Annotated in this window: 22 protein-coding genes; 15 read left to right on the top strand and 7 right to left on the bottom strand. The window is 38.5% G+C overall.

Annotated features, from left to right (window positions below; all coding sequences use genetic code 11):
• Positions 1–13: 13 nt before the first annotated feature.
• The 5 genes from rpsK (at position 14) to AC27H3_RS03545 (ending at position 3,588) form a co-directional block, all read left to right on the top strand.
• The gene (rpsK, locus tag AC27H3_RS03565) at positions 14–403 is read left to right on the top strand and encodes a 30S ribosomal protein S11 (protein ID WP_076420861.1); all 390 of its coding nucleotides are present in this window, start codon (positions 14–16) and stop codon (positions 401–403) included.
• A 33-nt stretch (positions 404–436) separates the two neighbouring features.
• Positions 437–1,057, top strand: a complete 621-nt coding sequence (rpsD, locus tag AC27H3_RS03560) for a 30S ribosomal protein S4 (RefSeq protein WP_077287458.1) — start codon at positions 437–439, stop codon at positions 1,055–1,057.
• Between the two features lie 24 nt (positions 1,058–1,081).
• Positions 1,082–2,071 (top strand): DNA-directed RNA polymerase subunit alpha, encoded by a 990-nt coding sequence (locus AC27H3_RS03555; protein ID WP_085301068.1) that lies wholly within the window; start codon positions 1,082–1,084, stop codon positions 2,069–2,071.
• A 42-nt stretch (positions 2,072–2,113) separates the two neighbouring features.
• Positions 2,114–2,521, top strand: a complete 408-nt coding sequence (rplQ, locus tag AC27H3_RS03550; RefSeq protein WP_085301069.1) for a 50S ribosomal protein L17 — start codon at positions 2,114–2,116, stop codon at positions 2,519–2,521.
• A gap of 167 nt (positions 2,522–2,688) precedes the next feature.
• On the top strand, positions 2,689–3,588 hold the full coding sequence (locus AC27H3_RS03545; RefSeq protein WP_487103786.1) for a phosphoribulokinase: 900 nt from the start codon (positions 2,689–2,691) through the stop codon (positions 3,586–3,588).
• Between the two features lie 54 nt (positions 3,589–3,642).
• Here the strand turns inward: AC27H3_RS03545 and AC27H3_RS03540 are convergent, their stop codons facing one another.
• Positions 3,643–4,050, bottom strand: coding sequence for an OsmC family protein (locus AC27H3_RS03540; protein WP_487103784.1), 408 nt, complete (start codon positions 4,048–4,050; stop codon positions 3,643–3,645).
• A gap of 695 nt (positions 4,051–4,745) precedes the next feature.
• On the opposite strand from AC27H3_RS03540, the gene petA reads away from it, so the two are divergent.
• The 5 genes from petA to AC27H3_RS03515 all read left to right on the top strand — a co-directional run bounded on the left by petA (position 4,746) and on the right by AC27H3_RS03515 (position 8,538).
• On the top strand, positions 4,746–5,336 hold the full coding sequence (gene petA / locus AC27H3_RS03535) for a ubiquinol-cytochrome c reductase iron-sulfur subunit (protein WP_085301072.1): 591 nt from the start codon (positions 4,746–4,748) through the stop codon (positions 5,334–5,336).
• Entirely contained in the window at positions 5,336–6,601 is a 1,266-nt protein-coding gene (locus AC27H3_RS03530; protein ID WP_487103782.1) for a cytochrome b, read from the top strand. The genes petA and AC27H3_RS03530 overlap by 1 nt, the downstream gene beginning before the upstream one ends.
• Positions 6,601–7,299: a cytochrome c1 gene (locus AC27H3_RS03525; protein ID WP_487103781.1), complete on the top strand. Its 699-nt coding sequence runs from the start codon at positions 6,601–6,603 to the stop codon at positions 7,297–7,299. Before AC27H3_RS03530 ends, AC27H3_RS03525 begins: the two co-directional genes overlap by 1 nt.
• Before the next feature lie 95 nt (positions 7,300–7,394).
• Complete coding sequence (gene sspA / locus AC27H3_RS03520) at positions 7,395–8,036, top strand: stringent starvation protein SspA (RefSeq protein WP_487103779.1); 642 nt, start codon at positions 7,395–7,397, stop codon at positions 8,034–8,036.
• Positions 8,037–8,046: 10 nt separating this feature from the next.
• The gene (locus AC27H3_RS03515; protein ID WP_487103777.1) at positions 8,047–8,538 is read left to right on the top strand and encodes a ClpXP protease specificity-enhancing factor; all 492 of its coding nucleotides are present in this window, start codon (positions 8,047–8,049) and stop codon (positions 8,536–8,538) included.
• A gap of 172 nt (positions 8,539–8,710) precedes the next feature.
• On the opposite strand, the gene hemL is transcribed toward AC27H3_RS03515, so the two are convergent.
• From hemL to AC27H3_RS03495, 4 genes are all read right to left on the bottom strand, one after another.
• Positions 8,711–9,994, bottom strand: a complete 1,284-nt coding sequence (gene hemL, locus AC27H3_RS03510; RefSeq protein ID WP_487103775.1) for a glutamate-1-semialdehyde 2,1-aminomutase — start codon at positions 9,992–9,994, stop codon at positions 8,711–8,713.
• Between the two features lie 43 nt (positions 9,995–10,037).
• Positions 10,038–11,048 (bottom strand): aspartate carbamoyltransferase, encoded by a 1,011-nt coding sequence (locus AC27H3_RS03505; RefSeq protein ID WP_487103774.1) that lies wholly within the window; start codon positions 11,046–11,048, stop codon positions 10,038–10,040.
• A 197-nt stretch (positions 11,049–11,245) separates the two neighbouring features.
• A complete protein-coding gene (locus tag AC27H3_RS03500) occupies positions 11,246–11,677 on the bottom strand; it encodes a CopD family protein (RefSeq protein WP_487103772.1) in 432 nt (143 codons plus the stop codon).
• On the bottom strand, positions 11,674–13,365 hold the full coding sequence (locus tag AC27H3_RS03495; RefSeq protein WP_487103770.1) for a chloride channel protein: 1,692 nt from the start codon (positions 13,363–13,365) through the stop codon (positions 11,674–11,676). The genes AC27H3_RS03500 and AC27H3_RS03495 overlap by 4 nt, the downstream gene beginning before the upstream one ends.
• A 59-nt stretch (positions 13,366–13,424) precedes the next feature.
• Here AC27H3_RS03495 and AC27H3_RS03490 point away from each other — a divergent pair, with 59 nt between their 5' ends.
• The 3 genes from AC27H3_RS03490 to AC27H3_RS03480 all read left to right on the top strand — a co-directional run bounded on the left by AC27H3_RS03490 (position 13,425) and on the right by AC27H3_RS03480 (position 16,261).
• Positions 13,425–14,168 carry a DUF6776 family protein gene (locus AC27H3_RS03490; RefSeq protein WP_487103768.1) on the top strand — a complete coding sequence of 248 codons (744 nt, stop codon included), beginning with the start codon at positions 13,425–13,427 and terminating at the stop codon, positions 14,166–14,168.
• 64 nt (positions 14,169–14,232) lie between these two features.
• On the top strand, positions 14,233–14,574 hold the full coding sequence (erpA, locus tag AC27H3_RS03485; RefSeq protein WP_085301081.1) for an iron-sulfur cluster insertion protein ErpA: 342 nt from the start codon (positions 14,233–14,235) through the stop codon (positions 14,572–14,574).
• 277 nt (positions 14,575–14,851) lie between these two features.
• Entirely contained in the window at positions 14,852–16,261 is a 1,410-nt protein-coding gene (locus AC27H3_RS03480; protein WP_487103766.1) for a M20/M25/M40 family metallo-hydrolase, read from the top strand.
• Positions 16,262–16,363: 102 nt separating this feature from the next.
• Here the strand turns inward: AC27H3_RS03480 and AC27H3_RS03475 are convergent, their stop codons facing one another.
• Both AC27H3_RS03475 and AC27H3_RS03470 read right to left on the bottom strand, forming a co-directional pair.
• The gene (locus AC27H3_RS03475; protein ID WP_487103764.1) at positions 16,364–17,533 is read right to left on the bottom strand and encodes an HD-GYP domain-containing protein; all 1,170 of its coding nucleotides are present in this window, start codon (positions 17,531–17,533) and stop codon (positions 16,364–16,366) included.
• Between the two features lie 80 nt (positions 17,534–17,613).
• On the bottom strand, positions 17,614–18,636 hold the full coding sequence (locus AC27H3_RS03470; RefSeq protein ID WP_487103762.1) for a GGDEF domain-containing protein: 1,023 nt from the start codon (positions 18,634–18,636) through the stop codon (positions 17,614–17,616).
• A 304-nt stretch (positions 18,637–18,940) separates the two neighbouring features.
• Between AC27H3_RS03470 and AC27H3_RS03465 the strand changes: the two genes are divergently transcribed.
• Both AC27H3_RS03465 and rnr read left to right on the top strand, forming a co-directional pair.
• The gene (locus tag AC27H3_RS03465) at positions 18,941–19,606 is read left to right on the top strand and encodes a tetratricopeptide repeat protein (RefSeq protein ID WP_487103760.1); all 666 of its coding nucleotides are present in this window, start codon (positions 18,941–18,943) and stop codon (positions 19,604–19,606) included.
• A 113-nt stretch (positions 19,607–19,719) separates the two neighbouring features.
• Entirely contained in the window at positions 19,720–22,173 is a 2,454-nt protein-coding gene (gene rnr / locus AC27H3_RS03460; protein WP_487103758.1) for a ribonuclease R, read from the top strand.
• Positions 22,174–22,293 lie beyond the last annotated feature (120 nt).

The following is a 22,293-nucleotide window of genomic DNA, read 5'->3' as shown; positions in this document are numbered from 1 at the left end:
GAGGAACTAGACAATGGCTAAAACACCTGTACGTACGCGTAAACGCGTAAAAAAACAAGTTGCTGACGGCATGGCTCATATCCATGCATCTTTCAACAACACAATCGTAACTCTTACAGATCGTCAAGGTAACGCCTTATCATGGGCGACTGCTGGTGGTTCAGGTTTCCGTGGTTCACGTAAATCTACTCCATTTGCTGCGCAAGTAGCTGCAGATCGTGCTGGTAAAGCTGCACAAGAGTTTGGCTTGAAGAATATTGAAGTGTTCGTTAAAGGTCCGGGTCCAGGTCGTGAATCTGCTATCCGTGCTTTAAATGCTGCTGGTTTTAAAATCACCAACATTACTGACGTTACACCTATTCCTCATAATGGTTGTCGTCCTCCTAAGAAACGTCGCGTTTAATCGTACTTTTTTTAGGATAGTTGGAGAAAGAAAATGGCTAGATATTTAGGTCCTAAGTTAAAGCTTAGTCGCCGCGAAGGTACAGATTTGTTCCTTAAAAGCGGTGTTAGAGCAATTGACACTAAATGTAAAATCGAAACAATACCAGGTCAACACGGCGCCCGTCGCGGTCGGTTGTCTGACTACGGTATTCAACTTCGTGAAAAACAAAAAGTTCGTCGTATATATGGCGTACTAGAAAAACAATTCCGCAACTACTATAAAGAAGCGGCTCGTCTAAAAGGCAATACAGGTGAAAACTTGTTGCAACTTTTAGAGAAACGTCTTGATAACGTAGTATACCGTATGGGCTATGCAAGCACTCGTGCTGAAGCTCGTCAACTAGTTAGCCACAAAGCTATCGTAGTTAACGGTGTTGTTGTTAATATTCCATCTTTCACTGTTAAAGCCGAAGATGTAGTTTCTGTACGTGAGAAGTCTAAAACTCAAGCGCGTATTATCGCAGCTTTAGAATTAGCTGAGCAACGTGAGAAGCCAGTTTGGGTTGAAGTAGATAACAAGAAACTTGAAGGCGTATTTAAACGCGTTCCTGATCGTTCTGACTTGTCTGCCGAAATTAATGAACAGTTGATTGTTGAACTTTACTCTAAGTAAAGTTGCACTTTAAGAGAGGACATAATGCAGGGTTCTGTAACCGAATTCCTTAGACCACGATTGGTTGATATCGAAACTGTTAGCGCTACTCGTGCTAAAGTAACTTTAGAGCCATTAGAGCGTGGTTTTGGTCACACTTTAGGTAATGCGTTACGCCGCATTCTTTTATCTTCAATGCCGGGTTGTGCTGTAACTGAAGTTGAAATTGACGGTGTACTTCATGAGTACAGCAGTAAAGAAGGTGTGCAAGAAGACATCATCGAAATACTGTTAAACCTTAAGGGACTAGCTATAAGTTTAGAAGGCAAAAATGAAGCTGTTCTTACCTTAACTAAGTCCGGTGAAGGCCCTGTAACGGCTGCCGATATCCAACATGATGGTGATGTAGAAATTGCAAATCCAGCTCATGTAATCTGTCATTTGACAGGTGATGGCTCTATCAGTATGCGTATAAAGGTTGAAATGGGACGTGGTTATGTTCCTGCTTCTGCCAGACGTGATGCCGAGGAAGAAGATCGTGCAATTGGACGTTTGTTAGTTGATGCTTCATTCAGTCCCGTTGTAAGAATTGCCTATGATGTTGATTCTGCACGTGTTGAACAGCGTACAGATTTGGACAAACTGGTTTTAGACATGGAAACTAACGGTACGTTAGACCCTGAAGAAGCAATTCGTCGTGCTTCAACAATTTTAGCTGAACAGTTAGATGCGTTTGTAGAACTTCGAGATGTAACTGAAGTTGAGCCAAAAGAGGAAAAACCACTGTTTGATCCTATTTTGCTTCGTCCTGTTGATGACCTTGAACTTACTGTTCGTTCAGCAAACTGCCTAAAAGCAGAAGCAATTCAATATATTGGCGATTTAGTACAGCGTGCTGAAGTTGAGCTTCTTAAAACACCTAATTTAGGTAAGAAGTCTTTAACTGAAATCAAAGACGTTTTGGCGTCTCGTGGTTTGTCTCTAGGTATGCGCCTAGAAAACTGGCCACCTGAAAGCATAGCTGATAACGACTAAGTCGATCATCGTTTTTTTAATAGTTGAGAGAAGGATTAACTTATGCGCCATCGTAAAAGCGGTCGCCAGTTAAACCGTAATAGCAGTCATCGTAAAGCGATGTTCCGCAATATGGCAAGCTCTTTAGTAAAGCACGGTTTGATCAAAACTACTGTTGCTAAAGCTAAAGAACTACGTATGGTTGTCGAGCCACTGATCACATTGGCTAAAACCGACAGCGTTGCAAATCGCCGTTTAGCATTTGCTCGTACACAAGATAAAGAAGTAGTAGGTATTTTATTTAACGAACTTGGTGCTCGTTACCAAGAACGCCCAGGTGGATATACTCGCATTTTAAAATGTGGTTTCCGTACTGGTGATAAAGCGCCTATGGCTTACGTTGAGTTAGTTGACCGCCCAGCAGCTGAAGAAGCCGCTGAAGTAGTTGAAGAAGTTAGCGCAGAAGCATAATTTAGTATTCGTACTAAGTTTATTCTGAAAGAATTAAAAGCGGAGCTTAGGCTCCGCTTTTTTGTTACTGTAATAAAATTGTTAAAATTATAACATCAGGTTATAGCTTGACCCTTCTATAAATACCTCGTATAACAATTGTCCATACATTTTAAGGTTGAACTACTATGTCGTCACGTAATCCTATTATTGCAGTTACCGGTTCATCTGGAGCTGGTACTTCTACGACAACTGAATCGTTTGAACATATTTTCAGATCTTTAGGCATTACATCTGCGACAGTCGAAGGAGATAGCTTCCATCGATATTCACGCCAAGAAATGGACATGGAAAAACGCAAGGCCAAAGAACAACAACTTAAAATTAGTTATTTTGGTGATGCAGCGAATGATTTTGATGCCCTAGAAAAGTTATTTAAAGACTACTCTGAAACCGGTAAAGGTAAAATGCGTCGTTATTTGCATACTTTTGACGAAGCTGTGCCATATAACCAAATGCCCGGAACATTTACGCCTTGGGAAGAATTAGGTGATGGTACCGACTTGTTGTTTTATGAGGGCTTACATGGTGGCGTTGTCACAGAAAAAAATGATGTAGCTAAACATGTAGATTTATTAATCGGTATGGTGCCTATTGTAAACCTTGAATGGATCCAAAAAATTATTCGCGATACTAATAAACGCGGTCATAGCCGAGAAGCCGTTACTCAGAGCATCGTTAGAAGTATGGAAGATTATATTTCATTCATAACCCCACAGTTTTCGAGAACACATATTAACTTTCAACGAGTTCCAACGGTTGATACCTCTAATCCATTTAGCGCTAAAGCAATTCCTACCTTAGATGAAAGTTTTGTTGTTATTCGTTGTAGAGATGCCAGTCAGCTAGACTTTCCTTACTATTTGAGCATGATCGATGGCTCATTTATGTCTCGCATGAATACTTTAGTTGTTCCTGGCGGTAAAATGGGCTTAGCAATGGAATTATTACTTACGCCATTAATCAAAGACTTAATGTTGAAGAAAACTGAGGCTAACAAACAACTAGATTGGATGAGTGATTTATAAATCTTAGCTGTTATCAAAAATTTATAAATCATTGCTAACAGCCAAAATGTAAACTTATTTTAAGTTGTTTATTTGATATTCGTGGGTAATATTAACTGACTTATTAAGCATTAAAGCGACTGAGCAGTATTTATCTGCAGACAAATTTACAGCACGTTCTACATGTTTTTCATTTACATCATTTCCTTCGATAAGAAATGTTAAATGAATATCTGAAAATAGTTTAGGAACGCTATCAACACGGGTGGCAGATATTTCAACACTGCAGCCAGTAATTTTCTGACGTGCTTTTTCTAAAATACTAACAACATCAACTGATGAGCAGCCACCTAGAGAAATCAAAACACTCTCTAAAGGACTCGGGGCTATAGCGCCAGCGTTTGCATCTAATACTATTGTATGACCACTTTCAGAAGTACCGATGAATAATTCATCGCCTATCCATTTTACCGTAGCTTTCATTAAGACTAACCTTAAGTTGAGATTTGACTGAATTCTAACTATTTAAAATATTTTATACTAGTGCACTCATTCTTTATAATACTGTGCAGACTAATTTAATGTCCATGTCGGTATAGGTTTTAGGTACAATTCCAATGTAATTTAAAGTCCAAATATGTCATTTTTGCACTTGTATAACCAGTGATTGAATTATATCTTTTGTTAATTGTAATAACTAAATCATCGCTATTGAACAGATAATTAATCCCTTTAATATTGTACTTTCAGCTTTCTTCTATATTGATTTAATTAAATAGCTGGGTGCGATCAATTGATACTAAAATATTTGTCCTGCTATTTTAGGTGCTTGCACATTAATATGCTGAAATTATTTGAATATTTAATAAGGTTGTTAGAAAATTAATAACCAGTTTCTCGCTTTAAAGTTTTTAGCAAGATATATTGATAATTGATAGATGAGAAAACCTACTAATGCGAATAGTTTTTATTTAGCGCGGGTGACCATTAAGAATTAACTTTTACTGCCATAAACCTGCATGGAAACGGTTAATTACCTTGTAAAAAACAAGGGTTTTCTTTATTATCAGAACAATTTTTTTTTCGTTGATTTAGTCGAACAACAATCTTCACAGTAACTAAGTAGTTTACTTAGTCCTGTGTTGTTGTATTAGCTAGATAATTATTGGAGAGTTTGAATGAGCAATGCGCCTGTTAACAACGGCCGTCGACGCTTTCTAACTGCTGCTACTTCGGTAGTTGGTGGTGTTGGTGTTGTCGGTGTGGCTGTGCCTTTCATTGGGTCTTGGAACCCTAGCGCGCGTGCGAAAGCCGCAGGTGCGCCGGTTGAGGTCAATGTTAGTAAGATAGAGCCAGGTCAATTAATACGTGCTGAATGGCGCGGTAAACCTGTCTATGTAGTTCGTAGAACAGAAGAAATTCTATCGAGTCTTAGTGCACATGATGGTCAATTAAAAGATCCTCAATCAGAAGTGCCTCAGCAGCCTGTTTATGCTACCAATGCATTCCGTTCAATTAAGCCGGAATTTCTAGTAGCCTTAGGTGTGTGTACTCATTTAGGTTGTGCTCCGACATATCGCAAAGGCGACTTCGAACAAGAAGTCGCAGGCGTTAAAGACGGTTTCTTCTGTCCTTGTCATGGTTCAAAATTTGATATGGCGGGTCGTGTATTCCAAAGTGTTCCAGCACCAACTAACTTAATGGTTCCTGAACACTCATTTCCTAACGATAGTACTTTGCTAATCGGCGTATCTGAAGGAGAAGCATAATGTTTGCTAATTTAATGGCTTGGATCGAACAGCGTCTGCCTCTAATGGATGCAATGAACAAACATGCCGCTCAATATCCTGCACCAAAGAATTTTAACTTTTGGTATGTATTTGGTATTTTAGCGAGTGTTGTTTTAGTTAACCAATTACTAACAGGTGTTTGGTTGACAATGAACTATGAACCTTCAGGTGACGGTGCATTCGCGTCAGTTGAATATATTATGCGTGATGTAGATTACGGTTGGTTGTTGCGTTATATGCACTCAACAGGTGCTTCTGCGTTTTTCGTTGTTGTATACATGCATATGTTCCGTGGCATGATGTACGGTTCGTATCAAAAACCGCGTGAATTACTGTGGTTGTTTGGTATGTTAATATTCCTAGTGCTAATGGCTGAAGCCTTTATGGGTTACCTATTACCTTGGGGTAATATGTCATACTGGGGCGCACAAGTAATTATTTCTATCTTTGGTGCAATACCTTTAATAGGTGATGATCTAACGTTATGGATCCGTGGTGACTATGTTATTTCAGGTGCAACGTTAAACCGTTTCTTTGCTTTACACGTTATAGCACTACCATTAGTGTTAGTTGTATTAGTTTTCCTTCATATTCTAGCTTTACATGAAGTCGGTTCAAACAATCCTGATGGCACTAACATTAAAAAGCCAAAAGGCAGTGTACCTCCTGAAGAGCAAAGTAAATTTACTTTCCATGAACAATATACGAAAAAATACGATATTGTCGACGCTATCCCTTTCCACCCTTACTACACAGTGAAAGATTTAGTCGCGGTTGTTATTTTCCTCATTGTATTTTGTTGGGTCATGTTTTTTGCACCAGAAGGTGGTGGCTACTTCATTGAGGCGCCGAACTTTGAACCAGCAAATGGCTTGAAAACACCTGAGCATATCGCTCCAGTTTGGTACTTTGGCCCGTTCTATACAATTTTACGTGTTATTCCTGATAAGTTATTAGGTGCTATAGGTATGTTCGGCGCGATTATCGCCTTATTCATGCTACCTTGGTTTGACCGCGGTACAGTTAAGTCGTTACGTTACCGTTGTACAGCTCACACTGTAAACCTTGTTCAGTTTGCCATTTGTTTTATTGTTTTAGGTGTTTTGGGTACATTACCTGCAAACCCGTTAAACAATATGATTGGTGCAATTGCTAGTTTCGGTTACTTTGGATTTTTCGTTGCTATTTGGATCTACAGTAAAAATGAAAAAACTAAGCCAGTTCCAGAGAGGGTGACAGGATAATGAAAAAATTTATTTTAGCAGTTTTAGCTGTGCTACCTATGCTAGCGATAGCCGCTGGACCTAGTATAGATTTAGATAAAGCTAATAATGATTTACGTGATAAAGAGTCTTTAAAACGTGGCTTTGAAGCTTACATTAATAACTGTTTAGCGTGTCATGAATTAAAATACCAACGCTATAATCGCACTTTTGCTGATTTAGGTATTTCTGACGAAGATGGCGCTGCCAATTATATGTACACTGGCGAGAAGGTTGGTGATCATATAACTAATACCATGCCAGGCAAAGAAGCGGCTAAATGGTTTGGTAGTACACCACCAGACTTAACACTTGAAGCTCGCTTTAAAAGCCCTGACTGGATTTACACTTATTTGCGTTCTTTCTATGTTGATGAAAGCCGTCCATTCGGTGTAAACAACAAAGTATTTAAAGATGTTGGTATGCCACATGTACTACAAAGTCTTCAAGGTGTTCGTACAATGGATGAGCACGGTAACCTTTCTGAGGCTACTGGTGGGTCTATGACCACCGAAGAATATGATGAATTTGCACGTGATTTAACCAACTTCTTAGAATATACTGGTGAACCAAACAAGCTTGAGCGCGAAAGCTTAGGTTATTGGGTCATTGGTTTCCTATTTATCCTGTTATTCTTTGCTTACTTACTGAAGAAAGAATACTGGAGAGATGTACACTAATTATTAATATTTTTAATACAGTGTAAACGTTAGATATTACTGGGGGCTTTGGCCCCCTTTGTTAGTTTTTTTAATTAAAGATTTTTGGAGGCATTATGGCCATAGCCGCAAACAAACGCTCTGTTATGACTTTATATTCGCATGCAGATGATATGTATAGTCATCAAACCCGCATTGTGTTGGCAGAGAAGGGTGTCGGTGTAGACATCCATTTGGTTGACTTAGCCGATTTACCTGAGGATTTAATTGATTTAAACCCTTACGGAACTGTGCCGACGTTAATTGACCGCGAATTAGCACTTTATGAAGCATCAATTATTATTGAATACTTAGATGAGCGTTTTCCTCATCCACCACTAATGCCGGTATATCCAGTGTCACGTGGTCGTAGTCGTTTAATGATGCATCGCATTGAGCAAGATTGGTATAGCCTTGCTAAAACAATCTACAATGGTCCTGCCGATGCAGCGGCTAAAGCTCGTCAAGAACTTAAAGAAAGCTTATTAAGTGTTGCACCTATTTTAAACGAAGCTCCTTACTTTATGAGTGAAGAGTTTAGCTTAGTAGATTGTTACTTGGCACCGTTATTATGGCGTTTACCAGTAATGGGTATTGAGCTTGAAGGTGAAGGTTCTAAAGAACTGAAATCTTATATGTTGAAAGTATTTGAACGTGAGTCATTTCAAGCATCTTTAACTGAGTCTGAGCGTGAATTACGCTTTGGCGCACCGGTTTAAGTACGAAAGAATGACAAACACGATGACATCAACTAAGCCTTATATTGTTAGGGCTTTTTATGACTGGATCTCAGATAATGGCTTAACACCTTACATCGTAGTAGACGTTAATGTTTATGGCGTTATGGTGCCAATGTCTTATGTTAATGACGGTCAAATTGTGTTGAATGTATCTCTTTCTGCAGTTGGTAGTATTTCTATGGTTGGAGATACTATAGAACTTAGTGCTCGCTTTGGTGGCAAACTAGAACATATGAGCGTGCCTTATGGCGCGATAGCTGCCATTTATGCCAAAGAAAATGGTGCTGGTACTTCGCTAGAAATTGAGCACCCTATCGAAGACGATATAGTTGAAGCACCCGTAAAGCCAGAAGCAAAAATATCTTCGGTGAAAGCGGTAGACAGCAAAGTCGATGGCAAAACATCAGGTACAGATAGTTCGGGTCAAAACTCCAAAGCGAAAAAGCCAAGCTTGTCAGTAGTAAAAAACAAGCAAGACTAGTTCGGTTGCGATTTGATTCTTTAACTGTCTAATCTAACGGCCTATTAAATCTAGAAAGCCAGATTAACTAGTACAGTTATTCAAGCATTAGAAGTTAAAAAAGGTAAGCATAATGCTTACCTTTTTGTTTTCTAGCAACTACAAAATTTGTAATTAAGCTATTTAATTCAAGCTATAGCTTAGCGAAACAACGATCAGCGGCTGCCAAAGTAAATTCAATTTCAGCCTCACCGTGGGCTGTTGAAACAAAACCTGCTTCAAATGAAGATGGTGCTAAATACACGCCTTCCTCTAACATCAAATGAAAGAATCGATTAAACTTCTCACCGTCACAAGCCGTGGCTTGCGCAAAACATGTGATGTCTGTTTCAGTGGTAAAAAAGAAGCCAAACATTGCACCGACATAGTTAATGGCTAATGATACCCCGTTTCTTTCTGCGGCAGCCTTCAAGCCCATTGCTAGCTTTTCGGTTGTATCACTAAGTAATTGATGCTTATTACCTTTACAGAGCTCGTTAAGCGATGCTAAACCTGCAGCCATAGCGATAGGGTTACCTGATAGCGTACCGGCTTGATAAACAGGCCCAACAGGCGCAATATAGTCCATGATTTCTTTTTTGCCACCAAATGCGCCAACAGGCATGCCACCGCCGATCACTTTTCCAAGTGTAGTTAGGTCTGGCACTATATTGTAATAGGCTTGTGCACCACCTAAAGCAACACGAAAGCCAGTCATAACTTCATCGAAGATTAAAACGCTGCTGTATTGATCACAAATAGCACGTAAGCCTTCTAAAAAACCGGCTACTGGTGGTATACAGTTCATATTACCTGCAACGGGTTCGACGATAATACAGGCAATGTCATCACCAAACTTTTGGAAAATCTCTTTAACTTCTTCAATATTGTTATAGCTAACCGTTAATGTGTGTTTTGCTACGTCTTCAGGTATACCGGGTGAACTTGGTACGCCCATAGTTAGCATGCCCGAGCCCGCTTTAACTAAAAGAGAGTCAGCATGACCATGATAGCAGCCTTCAAATTTTAATATTTTATCACGTCCGGTAAAGCCACGTGCTAACCGAATGGCACTCATGGTAGCTTCAGTACCAGAACTCACCATACGTAACCTCTCCATAGAAGGAACAATTTCACGTACTTTTTCAGCCATAGTTATTTCTAACTCGGTAGGTGCGCCAAAGCTTAGGCCACTTTGTGCTGTTTCAATGACAGCTTCTAAAATAGCAGGGTGGTTATGGCCTAATATCATTGGACCCCAAGAACCTACATAATCGACATACTTCTTGTCTTCAGCGTCGTAAATATATGCACCTTGGGCCTTTTTAATAAATAACGGAGTACCACCAACGCTATTAAATGCTCGAACGGGAGAGTTTACGCCACCAGGAATTACGCCTTGGGCTTCAGTAAATAATTGCTGAGAATTTTTTGTCATAATGTTCTACTCATTGTTAATGTAACCTACAGTGAGGTTAAAATTAGTATTTATTTGTGTGCCAGGTAACCGGCTTTTCATAATGGCTAAGTCTATTTTCAACACCTAAGCTCAGGGCAAATAAAGCCATACGCACTAATACCCCATTTTGCGCTTGGCGAAATATAGCTAAATTATCAAGATCATTTAAATCGATATCGAGTTCATTTGCTTCAGCACGAGAGTCGCGTGGTAACGGGTGCATTATTACCGTGTGTTGATGGCAGTATTGTTGATAAATTTGTCGGTTTAAACTGAAATGACCGCGGTACAAATCAGCTTCATCTTTACTAGCAAACCGTTCTTGCTGAATGCGAGTTTGATAGATAACATCACACGCTAAGTTACCTTCAATTTTGTCCGTCATCACAACTTCATGGCCAGCGTTAGTGAGAGCATCTACAACACTGTCTGGCATTTGTAATGCTTTTGGTGCAATCATGGTGACTTTAATATTATTGTATAAGCTGATTAATTTAGATAATGAATGTACAGTTCTACCGTGCTTAAGGTCGCCCATTAGTACAATATTCAGACCATCAAGCCCCATATCGTAGCGTGCCATTTCTGACTGAATGGTAAATAAATCTAATAAAGCTTGAGTCGGATGCTCGTTCGCACCATCGCCTCCATTAATAACTGGTACACTGCTCCCTTTAGCAAATTCTGCAACCGAGTGCATTGCAGGGTGGCGCATGGCTATTACGTCAGAATACCCGCTAATCACACGTGCAGTATCAAATAAAGATTCACCTTTGGATAAGGACGAGTTTTCCTGGCCTACGGTTTCTCTAACAAAGCCACCTAATAAATTAAATGCTGTGCCAAAACTAACGCGTGTTCGAGTGCTAGGTTCAAAGAATAGATTACTTAAAATGGCACCATCAAGCACATGACAGCGTTTTTTTCGCATGGCATATGGCGCCATTAGCGTTGAAATCTCTAGAATACGGGAAATACTTTCTCTATCGAACTGCGATACAGATAAGATATGGTTTCCTTCAAATTTCATCATAGATAATACCTAAATTATAAACAGATCTACCAATGCAAATATTCGCTAATTGGTATATGGCTTTATTCATATTAAATAGTGAGCTGTTGTTTTCAAACGACAGCGAAAATTCGCTGCGAAATATAGCACAAAAGTCAAAAGCAAAATATGTATTATCTAATTTGTCCTAATGTTTCTGTTTGCTATTTAGCCAATACTCAAAAAGGCTTTACATAAACTAAAATTATGATGGCGAGCATCAAAATAACGGGGATTTCATTAAAAAATCGATAAAACTTTCCAGAACGTGTGTTTTTGTCTGCCGCAAAAGTGCTAACCAGTTTAAAACAATAGCCATGGTAGATCAGTAATAACACAACTAAACTAATTTTAATGTGTAACCATTTAGCGGCAACAAACCAAGCATAGCCATATTGAATAATAATTGCGATACCAAGTAATACGGTGAAAATAGCGAAAGGCGTGATGAAATAAAGTAAGCGCCGCTCCATACCTTTAAAGTGATGCTGAACTAATGGCTCGTTTGATTCCGCATGATTAACAAAAATACGCGGCAAGTAGAATATACCAGCAAACCAAGCAACCATAAAAAAAACATGAAAAGCTTTAAGCCAAAGAATGGTTGTCATTTATTGGTTTTTCCTTTTAAGAGGTACGAGCGAATATAGTCAAAGGTAATTATACCCATAATTTGCTCAGGATTATCTTGATATATATAAACTCCACCTTCTCTTTGTTTAACTAATAATAAGTAAGCTTCTGCCAATGTTGATTGACTCGAAAGAGGTATAAGCAAATGTTTTTCTATTGCAGGAGTATCATCAATATTATTGGTAGTTTGCTGATAAAAAACAAAACCATTTTTTTCACCTGGACCAGTGACTTTACAAATAAGCTGATCTTTTTGTGCTTGATTCGCTAATGCGGAGGTAATGGCTTCTTCATTTGGGTCTTTTAACAAGGTAAAGTTTTCATCCATAACCCCGATCACCCCAATACGTTGCAATGACTTTTCAAGCGGAGGTCTTCGATAAGGAAGACCTTGTACTTCTAGTTGCATAATAAAAATCGAGCGATTTCCAAAAAATTGTCCTGAGAAAACACAAGCGCTAGTGATCACAACCATAGCAGGGACAATAATTTCAATTTGGTTAGACATTTCTACTACACAAAGTAAGGCTGCTAAAGGGGCATTGAGTGTCGCGGCCATAAAACCTGCCATGCCCATTAAAGCAAAGTCGCTGGCGGAAATATCACTGTTCATAAAGTACGTAGCGACAACAGAGCCACAAATACCAGCAATTGCACCAATACCTAGGATAGGACCAATAATGCCACCCGGTATACCTAAACCCAAAGCAAAAATGGTCATGAGTATTTTAGCTACTAATAAACCTAGCAATAACTGTAGCTCAAAATTATTTTGCAAAGAAAAATTAATGGCACTTAGGTCAGTGCCCATTGCATGAGGCACAGCATAACCAAAAGCCCCTGTAATTAATGCTGCGGTTAATATACGCGGAACAATATGAAAACGAGCACTATGTTTTATAATTAGAATTAAGTGGCGATTAAATACAAATGCAATAACACCCAATACCATGCCTAGTAAGGCTAAAGAAAAATAATGGTCAGTAGTTAACGTTATAGCAATAAAGTGGCCAAACTCATGTGAGGGACCAAAGATACTACTGGTTGTCAAAGACCCAACAATTGCAGCAATCATAACAGGAATAAAAATATGCACTTTATATTCCCTTAAAATAACCTCCATAACAAACAACACAGCCGCCACAGGCGTATTGAAACAAGCAGCAATGCCCGCTGCAATGCCACAAGCACTTAAACTTCGAATTGCGTTATAAGGTAAATTTAGTTTATTGCCGATATAGCTGCTACATGCTGCGCCTAAATGAACAGCAGGACCTTCTCGACCAACCGAAAAACCTGAAATAAGAGCGACAGCACTGCCAATGAATTGATTAATGGTGTTACGAAAAGGAATTACACCATTTGCAATTTTTAAGCGATGCAACACAAAGGGAATACCACTTCGAATATACTTATAACCCGTAAGCCAAGCAAAAAAGAGAATAACGGCTGCACCAATTATGGGTAATAGGAAACGACTTAAAGCAGTTAAACTGTTATAGTCATCTTTTTCGTTCATAAAAAGTGATTGAACGCCTTCAATGGCGAATATGAAAAGCACCACCAGCATTGCCGATGCAAAACCTCCAATGGCCGCTAATAAGCATAGCTGCCAAGATGTTTGGGGGAGAGCAAGACGCTTTTTAAGCTGAATGATTGTCTTCATATTGTATTATTTTTATTGGGCATATTTACAGACACTCTGGATATCATAATACTTTTCAAATGAATTGGTTAGCAAAAATAAATTTCAACACGATAGTAAAACGCTTAGGAGCATTTAGATCAGCGATTTTACTTTTAGTTATAGTCTCTATATTACTATTTTGTGGATATCGCCTTGGTAATTTTTATCATGGTTATCAAACGCAAACATTGGCACAACAACAAACTAGATTAGACTTTATTTATCAACAATTAGTAGACAAAACTCAGCGTATTAATACTTTAGAAGTTGAACTAGAAGTTGAACGTATGGCGAACAGTCGCAGCCAGGAAACGTTAAAGTCAATTGAGCAAGCGCATTATCAAGTAAAAAAGGAGCTGGCTTTTTATGAAAAAGTTATGGCACCGGAAAAACAAGCTAATGGTTTAGTTATTGATGGGGTAAGTTTGACAAAATCAGAGAGCCCAAATCATTATCGTTTTCAAGTGGTGCTTGTACAGCAACTATTGCGTAAACGTTATGCTAAAGGTTACGTTGAACTGTCAATCACAGGTAGTTTAGATAATAAACCAAGCAGTATTGCTTTATCTCAGTTATCTACATTAGAGAAAAAAGACTTATCGTTTAGCTTCCAGTACTTCCAAATTATCTCTGGGGAGCTTACTTTGCCAGAAAATTTTATACCTGAGACTATTCATGTTGCTGCGATATTAACTAAAAGTAAATGGCAACAATACAACCGTATCGATCAAAGTTACCCATGGTCCAAAAGTCTAGATAATATTACCCAGAGTCAGCCATAATACTTGACTAAAACAGTCAAGTTTAAGATAATTACCCTAGTTAACCTGTATTAAGTTGAGTTTTATGTCAAATCCTGAATTACCGATTAAATTTTCCGACGCTGCGGCGACTAAAGTATTGACGTTGATCACCGAAGAAGAAAACCCAAACTTGAAATTACGTGTTTACGTTACAGGTGGCGGTTGTTCTGGTTTTTCTTATGGCTTTACTTTTGATGAAAAAGTAAATGATGGTGATATGACCATAGAAAAACAAGGTGTTACTATGGTGATCGATCCAATGAGTTTACAGTATTTAGTTGACGGCGAAGTTGATTATATTGAAGGCTTAGAAGGTAGCCGTTTCTTAGTAAACAACCCTAACGCAACAACCACATGTGGTTGTGGTTCTTCATTCTCTATTTAATGAACAATAAGTTTTTGCAAAAGCCGACACAACGTCGGCTTTTTTGATCTTTAAATAAGCTGACATTCGGGTTAATCATCAAACAAACTACAGACTTATAAATAGAATCTACAAAGGTCATTATTTATGTGTTTAAGGGCAGTAAATCTTTACAATTACTGCATATTTTTAATCAGTATTATCAGCTGATTCAAGTGAATTCATTGTAAGTTCATCGGCTTTTATAGATACTTACCATTAATGGCAAACTGAAAAAACAATTGATTTAAGGAAAAACATGAGCTCAAAAATAAAATTAATTACCAGTACCTATTTAGCTTTGTTAATAAGCGCGAGTAGCTTATTTGCATCAGCGCAACAATTAAGTACTGAACAACAAGCGCAAATGAATTCGCTTAAAGACACGGCACTGCAGTCTGATTTATCCTACCAATTAATCGAATCTCTAACCACAGAAGTGGGGCATCGATTAATGGGCTCTGAAGGTGACAAAAAATCAATTGTTTGGGCAATAAATAAAATGAAAACCTTAGGGTTTGATAAGGTTTGGTCTGAAGACGTTACGGGTAGCTATTGGTTACGTGGTGAAGCAAAAGCGCGCATAGTAGCTCCTTATCCACATGACTTAGTGGTTTTAGCACTTGGTGGTAGTATTGCTACGAAAAAGGAAGGTTTGACCGCTGATGTTGCCCATTTTGAAACATTTGCTGATTTAAAAGCCGCGCCAGATAATAGCCTTAATGGTAAAATTGCGTTTGTTTCTTATCAAATGGATCGCGATATTGACGGCGAAGGATATGGCCCCGCAGTTGGTACACGCGTTAGCGGTGCTGTAGTGGCGGCACAAAAAGGTGCGTCAGCACTTGTTATGCGCTCAGTTGGAACTGACAATAATCGTACGGCTCATACCGGAGTTATGCGTTACAAAGAACAAGTGAGAAAAATTCCGGCAGCAGCATTATCTAACCCTGATGCTGATTTGTTAGTGAACCAACTTAAACGTGGTAAAGCAGTAAGTTTGTATCTGCATATGACCGCTAGAACGGATGCAGAAGTTGTTGCAACATCTGCAAATGTTATTGGTGAGTTTACCGGTAGTGAGTTTCCAGAAGAAATTGTTTCTTTAGGTGCCCATTTAGATAGCTGGGATGTAGGCACAGGCGCGTTAGATGATGGCTTAGGCATAGGTATGGTTATGGCAGCAGCACATCATATTGGCCAATTACCTGAACGCCCTAAACGGACTATCCGCGTTATCTTATTTGCCGCTGAAGAAGTAGGCTTATTGGGGGCAAAAGAATATGTAAAAGTGCATAAAAATAATATGAATTCTCATGTTATTGGTGCTGAATGGGATTTTGGTATAGGTCGTATCTATAAAATGACCCCAGGTGTTGGTGCACAGTCACTTAATGCTATACGAGAATTAGCACAGTATTTAGCACCTTTAGGTGTTGCATTATCGCCTGAGAACAACGCAAAAGGGCAATCTGATATGAGCGCATTAAGTGATGCTGGTATGCCAAGCATTGATTTCGCTCCAGATGGCTCTAACTATTTTGATTACCACCATACTGAAAATGATACTTTAGACAAAGTTGATCCAGCAGCGTTAAAAGTTAATACCGCTATTTATACTATGTATGCTTACTTTGCTGCTCAGGCAATGGTCGACTTTAGAAAATAAACAGTTACTCGTAAGGGTTAATATATTTGATACTAGCCCTTTTCAAGGTAAGCTTTAGTGATTAAAGCTTACCAATACACTGTTATAAATCTATTACAGTGGTTATCCTTCTTGTAATAAAAATTCGATTATACGATTGTGATCAATATCATAATCTACTGGATTTACGCCTCGAATAATAAAGTCGGCTTCTTTCGCTAAATCAATATTCTTAGCCATAATGTATCGGTGATATTTAATATTATAGAAGCAGCGCACTTTAGGGTTAATAGGGTCGTCTTGATTTCTTCCTTCAACGATCGCTAGGCGGTGAGAGTTAAGCTCTACAATACTGCCAACAGGATATACGCCCAAGCACTTAATAAATAAATCAACGAGTCTTGGCATTAGCTTACCGTCAAGTGCTAAGCCTCTTAAGATACCGAATGCTTTAATTGGACTATAATTTTTTTTATAGCAGCTCTCTGCTGTTAGCGCGTCAAAAATATCACATATGGCGATCATGGCACCGTAGTTTGAGATATTATCTTGATGCAATTTTTGAGGATAACCTGAACCGTCTAGGCGTTCATGGTGGAGTGCCGCAACCTCTAAGCTTAGCTCAGAAATATCCGGAATAGCTTTAATAATATCAATGGAATGGTTGACATGTTCTTTAATCACTTCAAATTCTAGTTCGGTTAATTTATCTACTTTATTGAGCAGTTTATCAGGGACTTTAATTTTTCCTATATCATGCAAAAATGCGCCAATAGCAAGCTGTTGAGTAATATCACGATCTATTTTTAAAAAACGCGCAAAAACTGTCATAAGCACAGAAACAGAGACAGAGTGTTCCAATAAATACTGGTTCTTGTCACGAATATTTATTACGCAAACCAAAGCATCAGGGTTTTTAAATATTGCGGTAATAATGTGATTTGTCACCTCAATAATAGGTGCAAGATCAATCGGTCGGTTTTGTTGAGCATCAAGCAATATTTGTTGCTGAATTTGTTTTGATTGCTTAAAAATTTTTTTAGCTTTGGCAACTTCGAGGATTAAAGGCCCAGGCTTTTCTAATTGTTCTGGTAGGTTTGTATTGAGAGCTTCATCTATGGTTTTTGTCGTATCAATTAATACCGAGTTAACCCCCTTAGCTTGTAAACCGATAATAATGTCATTGCTTTTAATATGCCCAGCGCGGGCTAGGTTATATGTACCTTGCTGTTCAACAATATCGACAACAAAATGGCCTTTTTTTAAATCATTGATACTAACTTTTATTATCATAATACAATTATTTAGAACAGATACCTTAATAATAGTCCTTGGTTAATAAAAGGAAATTTATTTTTGCAGAAAAGTTTAATTTATAACTTAAACACCATGCCATTGTTGGCTTTTTTATTGATGTAGAGGTTCTTATCGGCGGTTTTTAATAGTTCGTCCATGGTTTCAGCACCACTGCTTGCAGCAGCACCACAACTAATACTCACCGGCAATCGGCCATTTTGGTACGGCATAGGGTTATTATCAAAAAACTGACATAAACGATCACTAGCTTGTTCGGCTTCTAAAAGTGTTTGACTCGCAAGCACAACAACAAATTCATCACCGGCATAGCGAAAGCATTTATCGTTTTCACGAACGAGTTCCTGTAGTTGTGTCGCCACATAAGTCAAAACTTTGTCTCCGCAATCATGGCCGTAAGTATCATTTATTATTTTAAATTTATTACAATCAATAAATAACAATGAAAAGGGCACGCCATATCGACGTTGTCGAATCAATTCTTCAGCGATACAAACTTCCATTAAACGGCGGTTAGCGACACCTGTTAACCGGTCATAATGCGCCATATATTGAAGTTGCTCTCGAATTAATACATTCGACAAACAAAGACTGACTTTGACCGCGAGTTGCTCTAGATGAAAAGTCCCTAAATCTTGATGAAACCGTTCAGGTGACTTATCAGTAAATAATAAACTGCCGAATAATTTACCTTCTAAAGATAATGGTGTTAACGCTGCCGATTTTGCACCAACTAACAATGATTTTGGCACTATGGTGTCTAATTGCGCTAGTTGATTAGTCAACATTGGCTTCTTGTCTATGTGCAGTAAAGTTAATTTTTTGGCAGATATTTGAGAAGTGTTTTTTTGATGCCAATTAGATTGCAAATTACCATTGATCAGATAACTAATAGGCGTAGGATCTGCAAGCAGCAATGAAATACCAGACAATTGAAATTTAGTTTGAATTAAACCAAGTAAACGTTCTAAAAGCTCCTCGCTAGATTGACAAGCAAGTACTTCTGTTTCTATTTCGAATAGCTTACGGGCAATACTTTCGTTGACTTTCGAATTTTCAATTAGTTGATGAATTTGCGACATTAAACGCGCTCAGATTGCTCAGATCTTCACCATTGTTATATTTTATCTTTAAGAGTGCAAGTATATTCCAAGTTGTAGGAGAGCATTTAGCAACAAACATTCAACAACAAAGCGGTCGTGTGCAAAATTTGACAGTATTTAATGGTATTATATTTGCTTGTTAGACTCATTAGTTAAGCTAAATTTTTGACTCATGCGAGCAGCGAGTTTTTCTGTTTGTTGTTAAACTTTTTATTAAAAGCGATACCGCTGAATGAACTTAATAATTATTTTTTAAGTTAATTAGGTAACTGGTCGATACATAATGAAAGAGATAAAAAACACCATAGTACAAAGAGGTAATATGCGAGCGACACAAAAACTACTGATAGCAACTTTACTATCTTTTACACAGTTTCTAAGTGTTTCGGCTGCTGAGTTAACGGCTGTGCAGATTTATAGTGATAATGTGCTACTTGATTTAATTAAAGAAAATAAACACCTAAGCCAAGTTGTTATTGATGATTGCCAATTAGTACAAGATATTGAAGCGCGTGCGGTAAAGTCGCAAATGCCGTCGTACCAATTCCTTTGGGGTGATATGCTAGCTTATGGCGTTTGTGTAAAAAAAGATGTCCCTCTAGGTTTGCATTATATGCAAGCATCGGCTGATCAAGGATTAGCTGAAGCCCTAGAGCAATTAGGGCGTTATTATCATATTGGCAAGTTTGTACAAGTCGATGTTAATCAGGCTATTACTTTTTTAAAGGAGTCTGCGGCATTAAATAATTTAAAAGCTCAGCTTAGGTTAGCTGACTTGTATCTAGCTGGACATGGCAGCCCGTTAGATTTTCCACAGTTATACAGCCAATTGCATCAATCTGTTACCGATGATAAAAAAGAGCACAAAGCTATCGCACAGCATTTGGCTAAATTAGTGCAAAAAATGCCTGAACGAGTAGTTAACGCGGCCAGTAACGGAAAGTATTAACTTCTTGGGTTGGCAAAATAATACACTGACTTGTTGTGGTCTCAAACATTTATCTTACTTGGGTATAGCGTTAATCTACGATATACTACAAAAAAAACCATTATCGAATAAATGTGACCGAAAAAGACCCACACAAACAGCGTGAAGCTGACAAATATGATAAACCTGTAGCAAGTCGTGAACTGCTATTGTCGCTGATCGAAAAATCAAACATCCCACCTACTTTTAAAGCCATTATTAAGCAATTAAAGTATACCGATGAAGATATGCAAGTTGGGGTAAAGCATCGCTTACGAGCTATGGAAAATAGCGGCCAAATTGTCTTTAATAAATTTAAACAATACACCATAGCCAAACGTAGCGATGTGCTAACAGGCAAGGTTATTGGGCACCGTGATGGTTTTGGTTTTTTTACACCTGATAATGGTGACAAAGATTTCTATATTTCTTCTTATGAAATGAAGCGTGTTATTCACGGTGATATTGTTGAAGCAATATTAATCGATCGCACCGACAGAAAAGGTCGCAAAGAAGTTAAAATACTCGATGTTATTAAACCTCGAACTGCCGGCGTAGTTGGGCGATTTTATGTTGACCATCATATTGCTTGTGTTGTGCCAGACGATGCACGTATTCAACAAGATATTCTGATCCAACCAGATAAAAAAATGGGCGCACGTCACGGCGAAGTTGTTGTGGTTAATGTTACTCAAAGACCGACAAAACGTTCGAATGCCGTGGGTGAAGTAATTGAAGTCCTCGGTGAGCATATGGCTCCGGGTATGGAAATTGAAATTGCCTTGCGTGAGCACGACTTACCAAATCAATTTTCGCCTGAAGTTATAGCTGAAGTGAGCGGTATTGCTGATGAAGTTGAAGAGTCAGCAAAAGCACCGAGAGTAGATCTACGTGACTTACCCTTAGTTACCATAGATGGCGAAGATGCGCGAGATTTTGATGACGCCGTATATTGTAAACCTAACCCTAATGGTGGTTGGACTTTATGGGTTGCAATTGCTGATGTCAGTTATTATGTTCGAGATAAAACCGCATTAGACGAAGAAGCTATTTCTCGTGGCAATTCTGTTTATTTTCCTAGCCAAGTTATTCCTATGCTGCCGGAAAAACTTTCTAACGGTCTTTGTTCACTAAACCCAGACGTAGATCGTTTATGTATGGTTTGTGAAATGACCATTAGTGCGGCCGGTGATTTATCAGACTCTAAATTCTATCCTGCGGTTATGCGCTCTAAAGCACGTTTTACTTACAGTAAAGTCGCGACAATTTTAGGTGTAAACCCTGAGCAAAAAGACGAAGATTATCGCGCCGAGTTACGCAGCCAATATCAAGCGCTGATCCCAGATTTAGATAACTTAAATGCTATGTATCATGTGCTGAGTAAAGCGCGTACAAAACGTGGTGCTATTGCTTTTGAAACCACTGAATCTCAGTTCCTCTTTAATAGTGACCGAAAAATAGCATCTATTGTGGCTATGGTGCGTAACGACGCTCATAAAATCATCGAAGAATGTATGATTTTAGCTAACGTTGCCACGGCCGAATTTATTGAAAAACATAAAAAGCCGGGTTTGTTTCGTGTACATGATAAACCGAGCGAAGATAAATATAATAACTTTCTCAGTTACGTTAATGAGCTTGGGCTTGACCTGTCATCTATGGGTGAACGAAAAGAGCAACCTGAGCCAAAAGATTATTGCCATATCTTAGAAAAAATAGCCGACCGTACTGATCAAGAGCTTATTCAAACTATGCTATTGCGTTCTATGCGCCAAGCGGTTTATCAAAGTGATAATATTGGTCATTTTGGTTTAGCATTGCCATCATATAGCCATTTTACATCGCCAATACGTCGCTACCCTGATTTAGTCGTGCATCGTGTCATTAAAGCTATTTTAGATGAACAAGCAAAAGATGAAGCTAATGCTGGCGCGCATAATTACACGCCTGAAGCTGTAATCGAGTTAGGTGAACATTGCTCTATGACTGAACGCCGTGCAGACGATGCAACTCGCGATGTTTCAGATTGGCTTAAATGTGAATATATGCAAGATCACGTTGGCGATACCTTTACCGGCGTAATATCTACCGTGACTAACTTTGGCTTATTTGTTCGATTAGCTGATTTACACATTGAAGGCCTAGTTCACATTACCTCACTTGGTCATGACTATTATCATTTTGATGATGTACGTATGTGCTTAACCGGTGAAAATAGCGGCGCTAAGTATCGTATTGGCGATACAGTAGAAGTACAAGTTGCTGCGGTTAACCTAGATGAGAAAAAAATTGATTTAGCCCTCGCTGGCGCTAACGCTGTTATTAAGCGTGCTAAGCCAGCAGCGAAAAGCAAAAGCTCGGATAAACATAAACGCGGTAAACGTTCGGCAGATAAATCAGCATCAAAAGAAGCGAAAGCTAATTTTAATGAAAAAGCCAAGCCAGCTAAAAAATCAGCTAAAACAGGCGACAAAACTACAACCAAAGCTAAAAAGCGCAAGGCAAGAAAAAAACGTCCAGGTAAAAATGCACGTAAATCTGCTGAATAAATTGTAGTAATGAATGATAACGGCTAGAACGGTAATTCTTTTATAAGCTTAGCCGTTAAACTTGTTTATATTGTCATGCGTTTAGCTACAGCGAAATATCTTACCTGTTTAGCTCACGAT

The organism is Colwellia sp. NW0002-52-1 (assembly GCF_057550865.1).
Note: the sequence above shows the minus strand (reverse complement) of the source record. Positions and strands in the feature narration are given on the sequence as shown.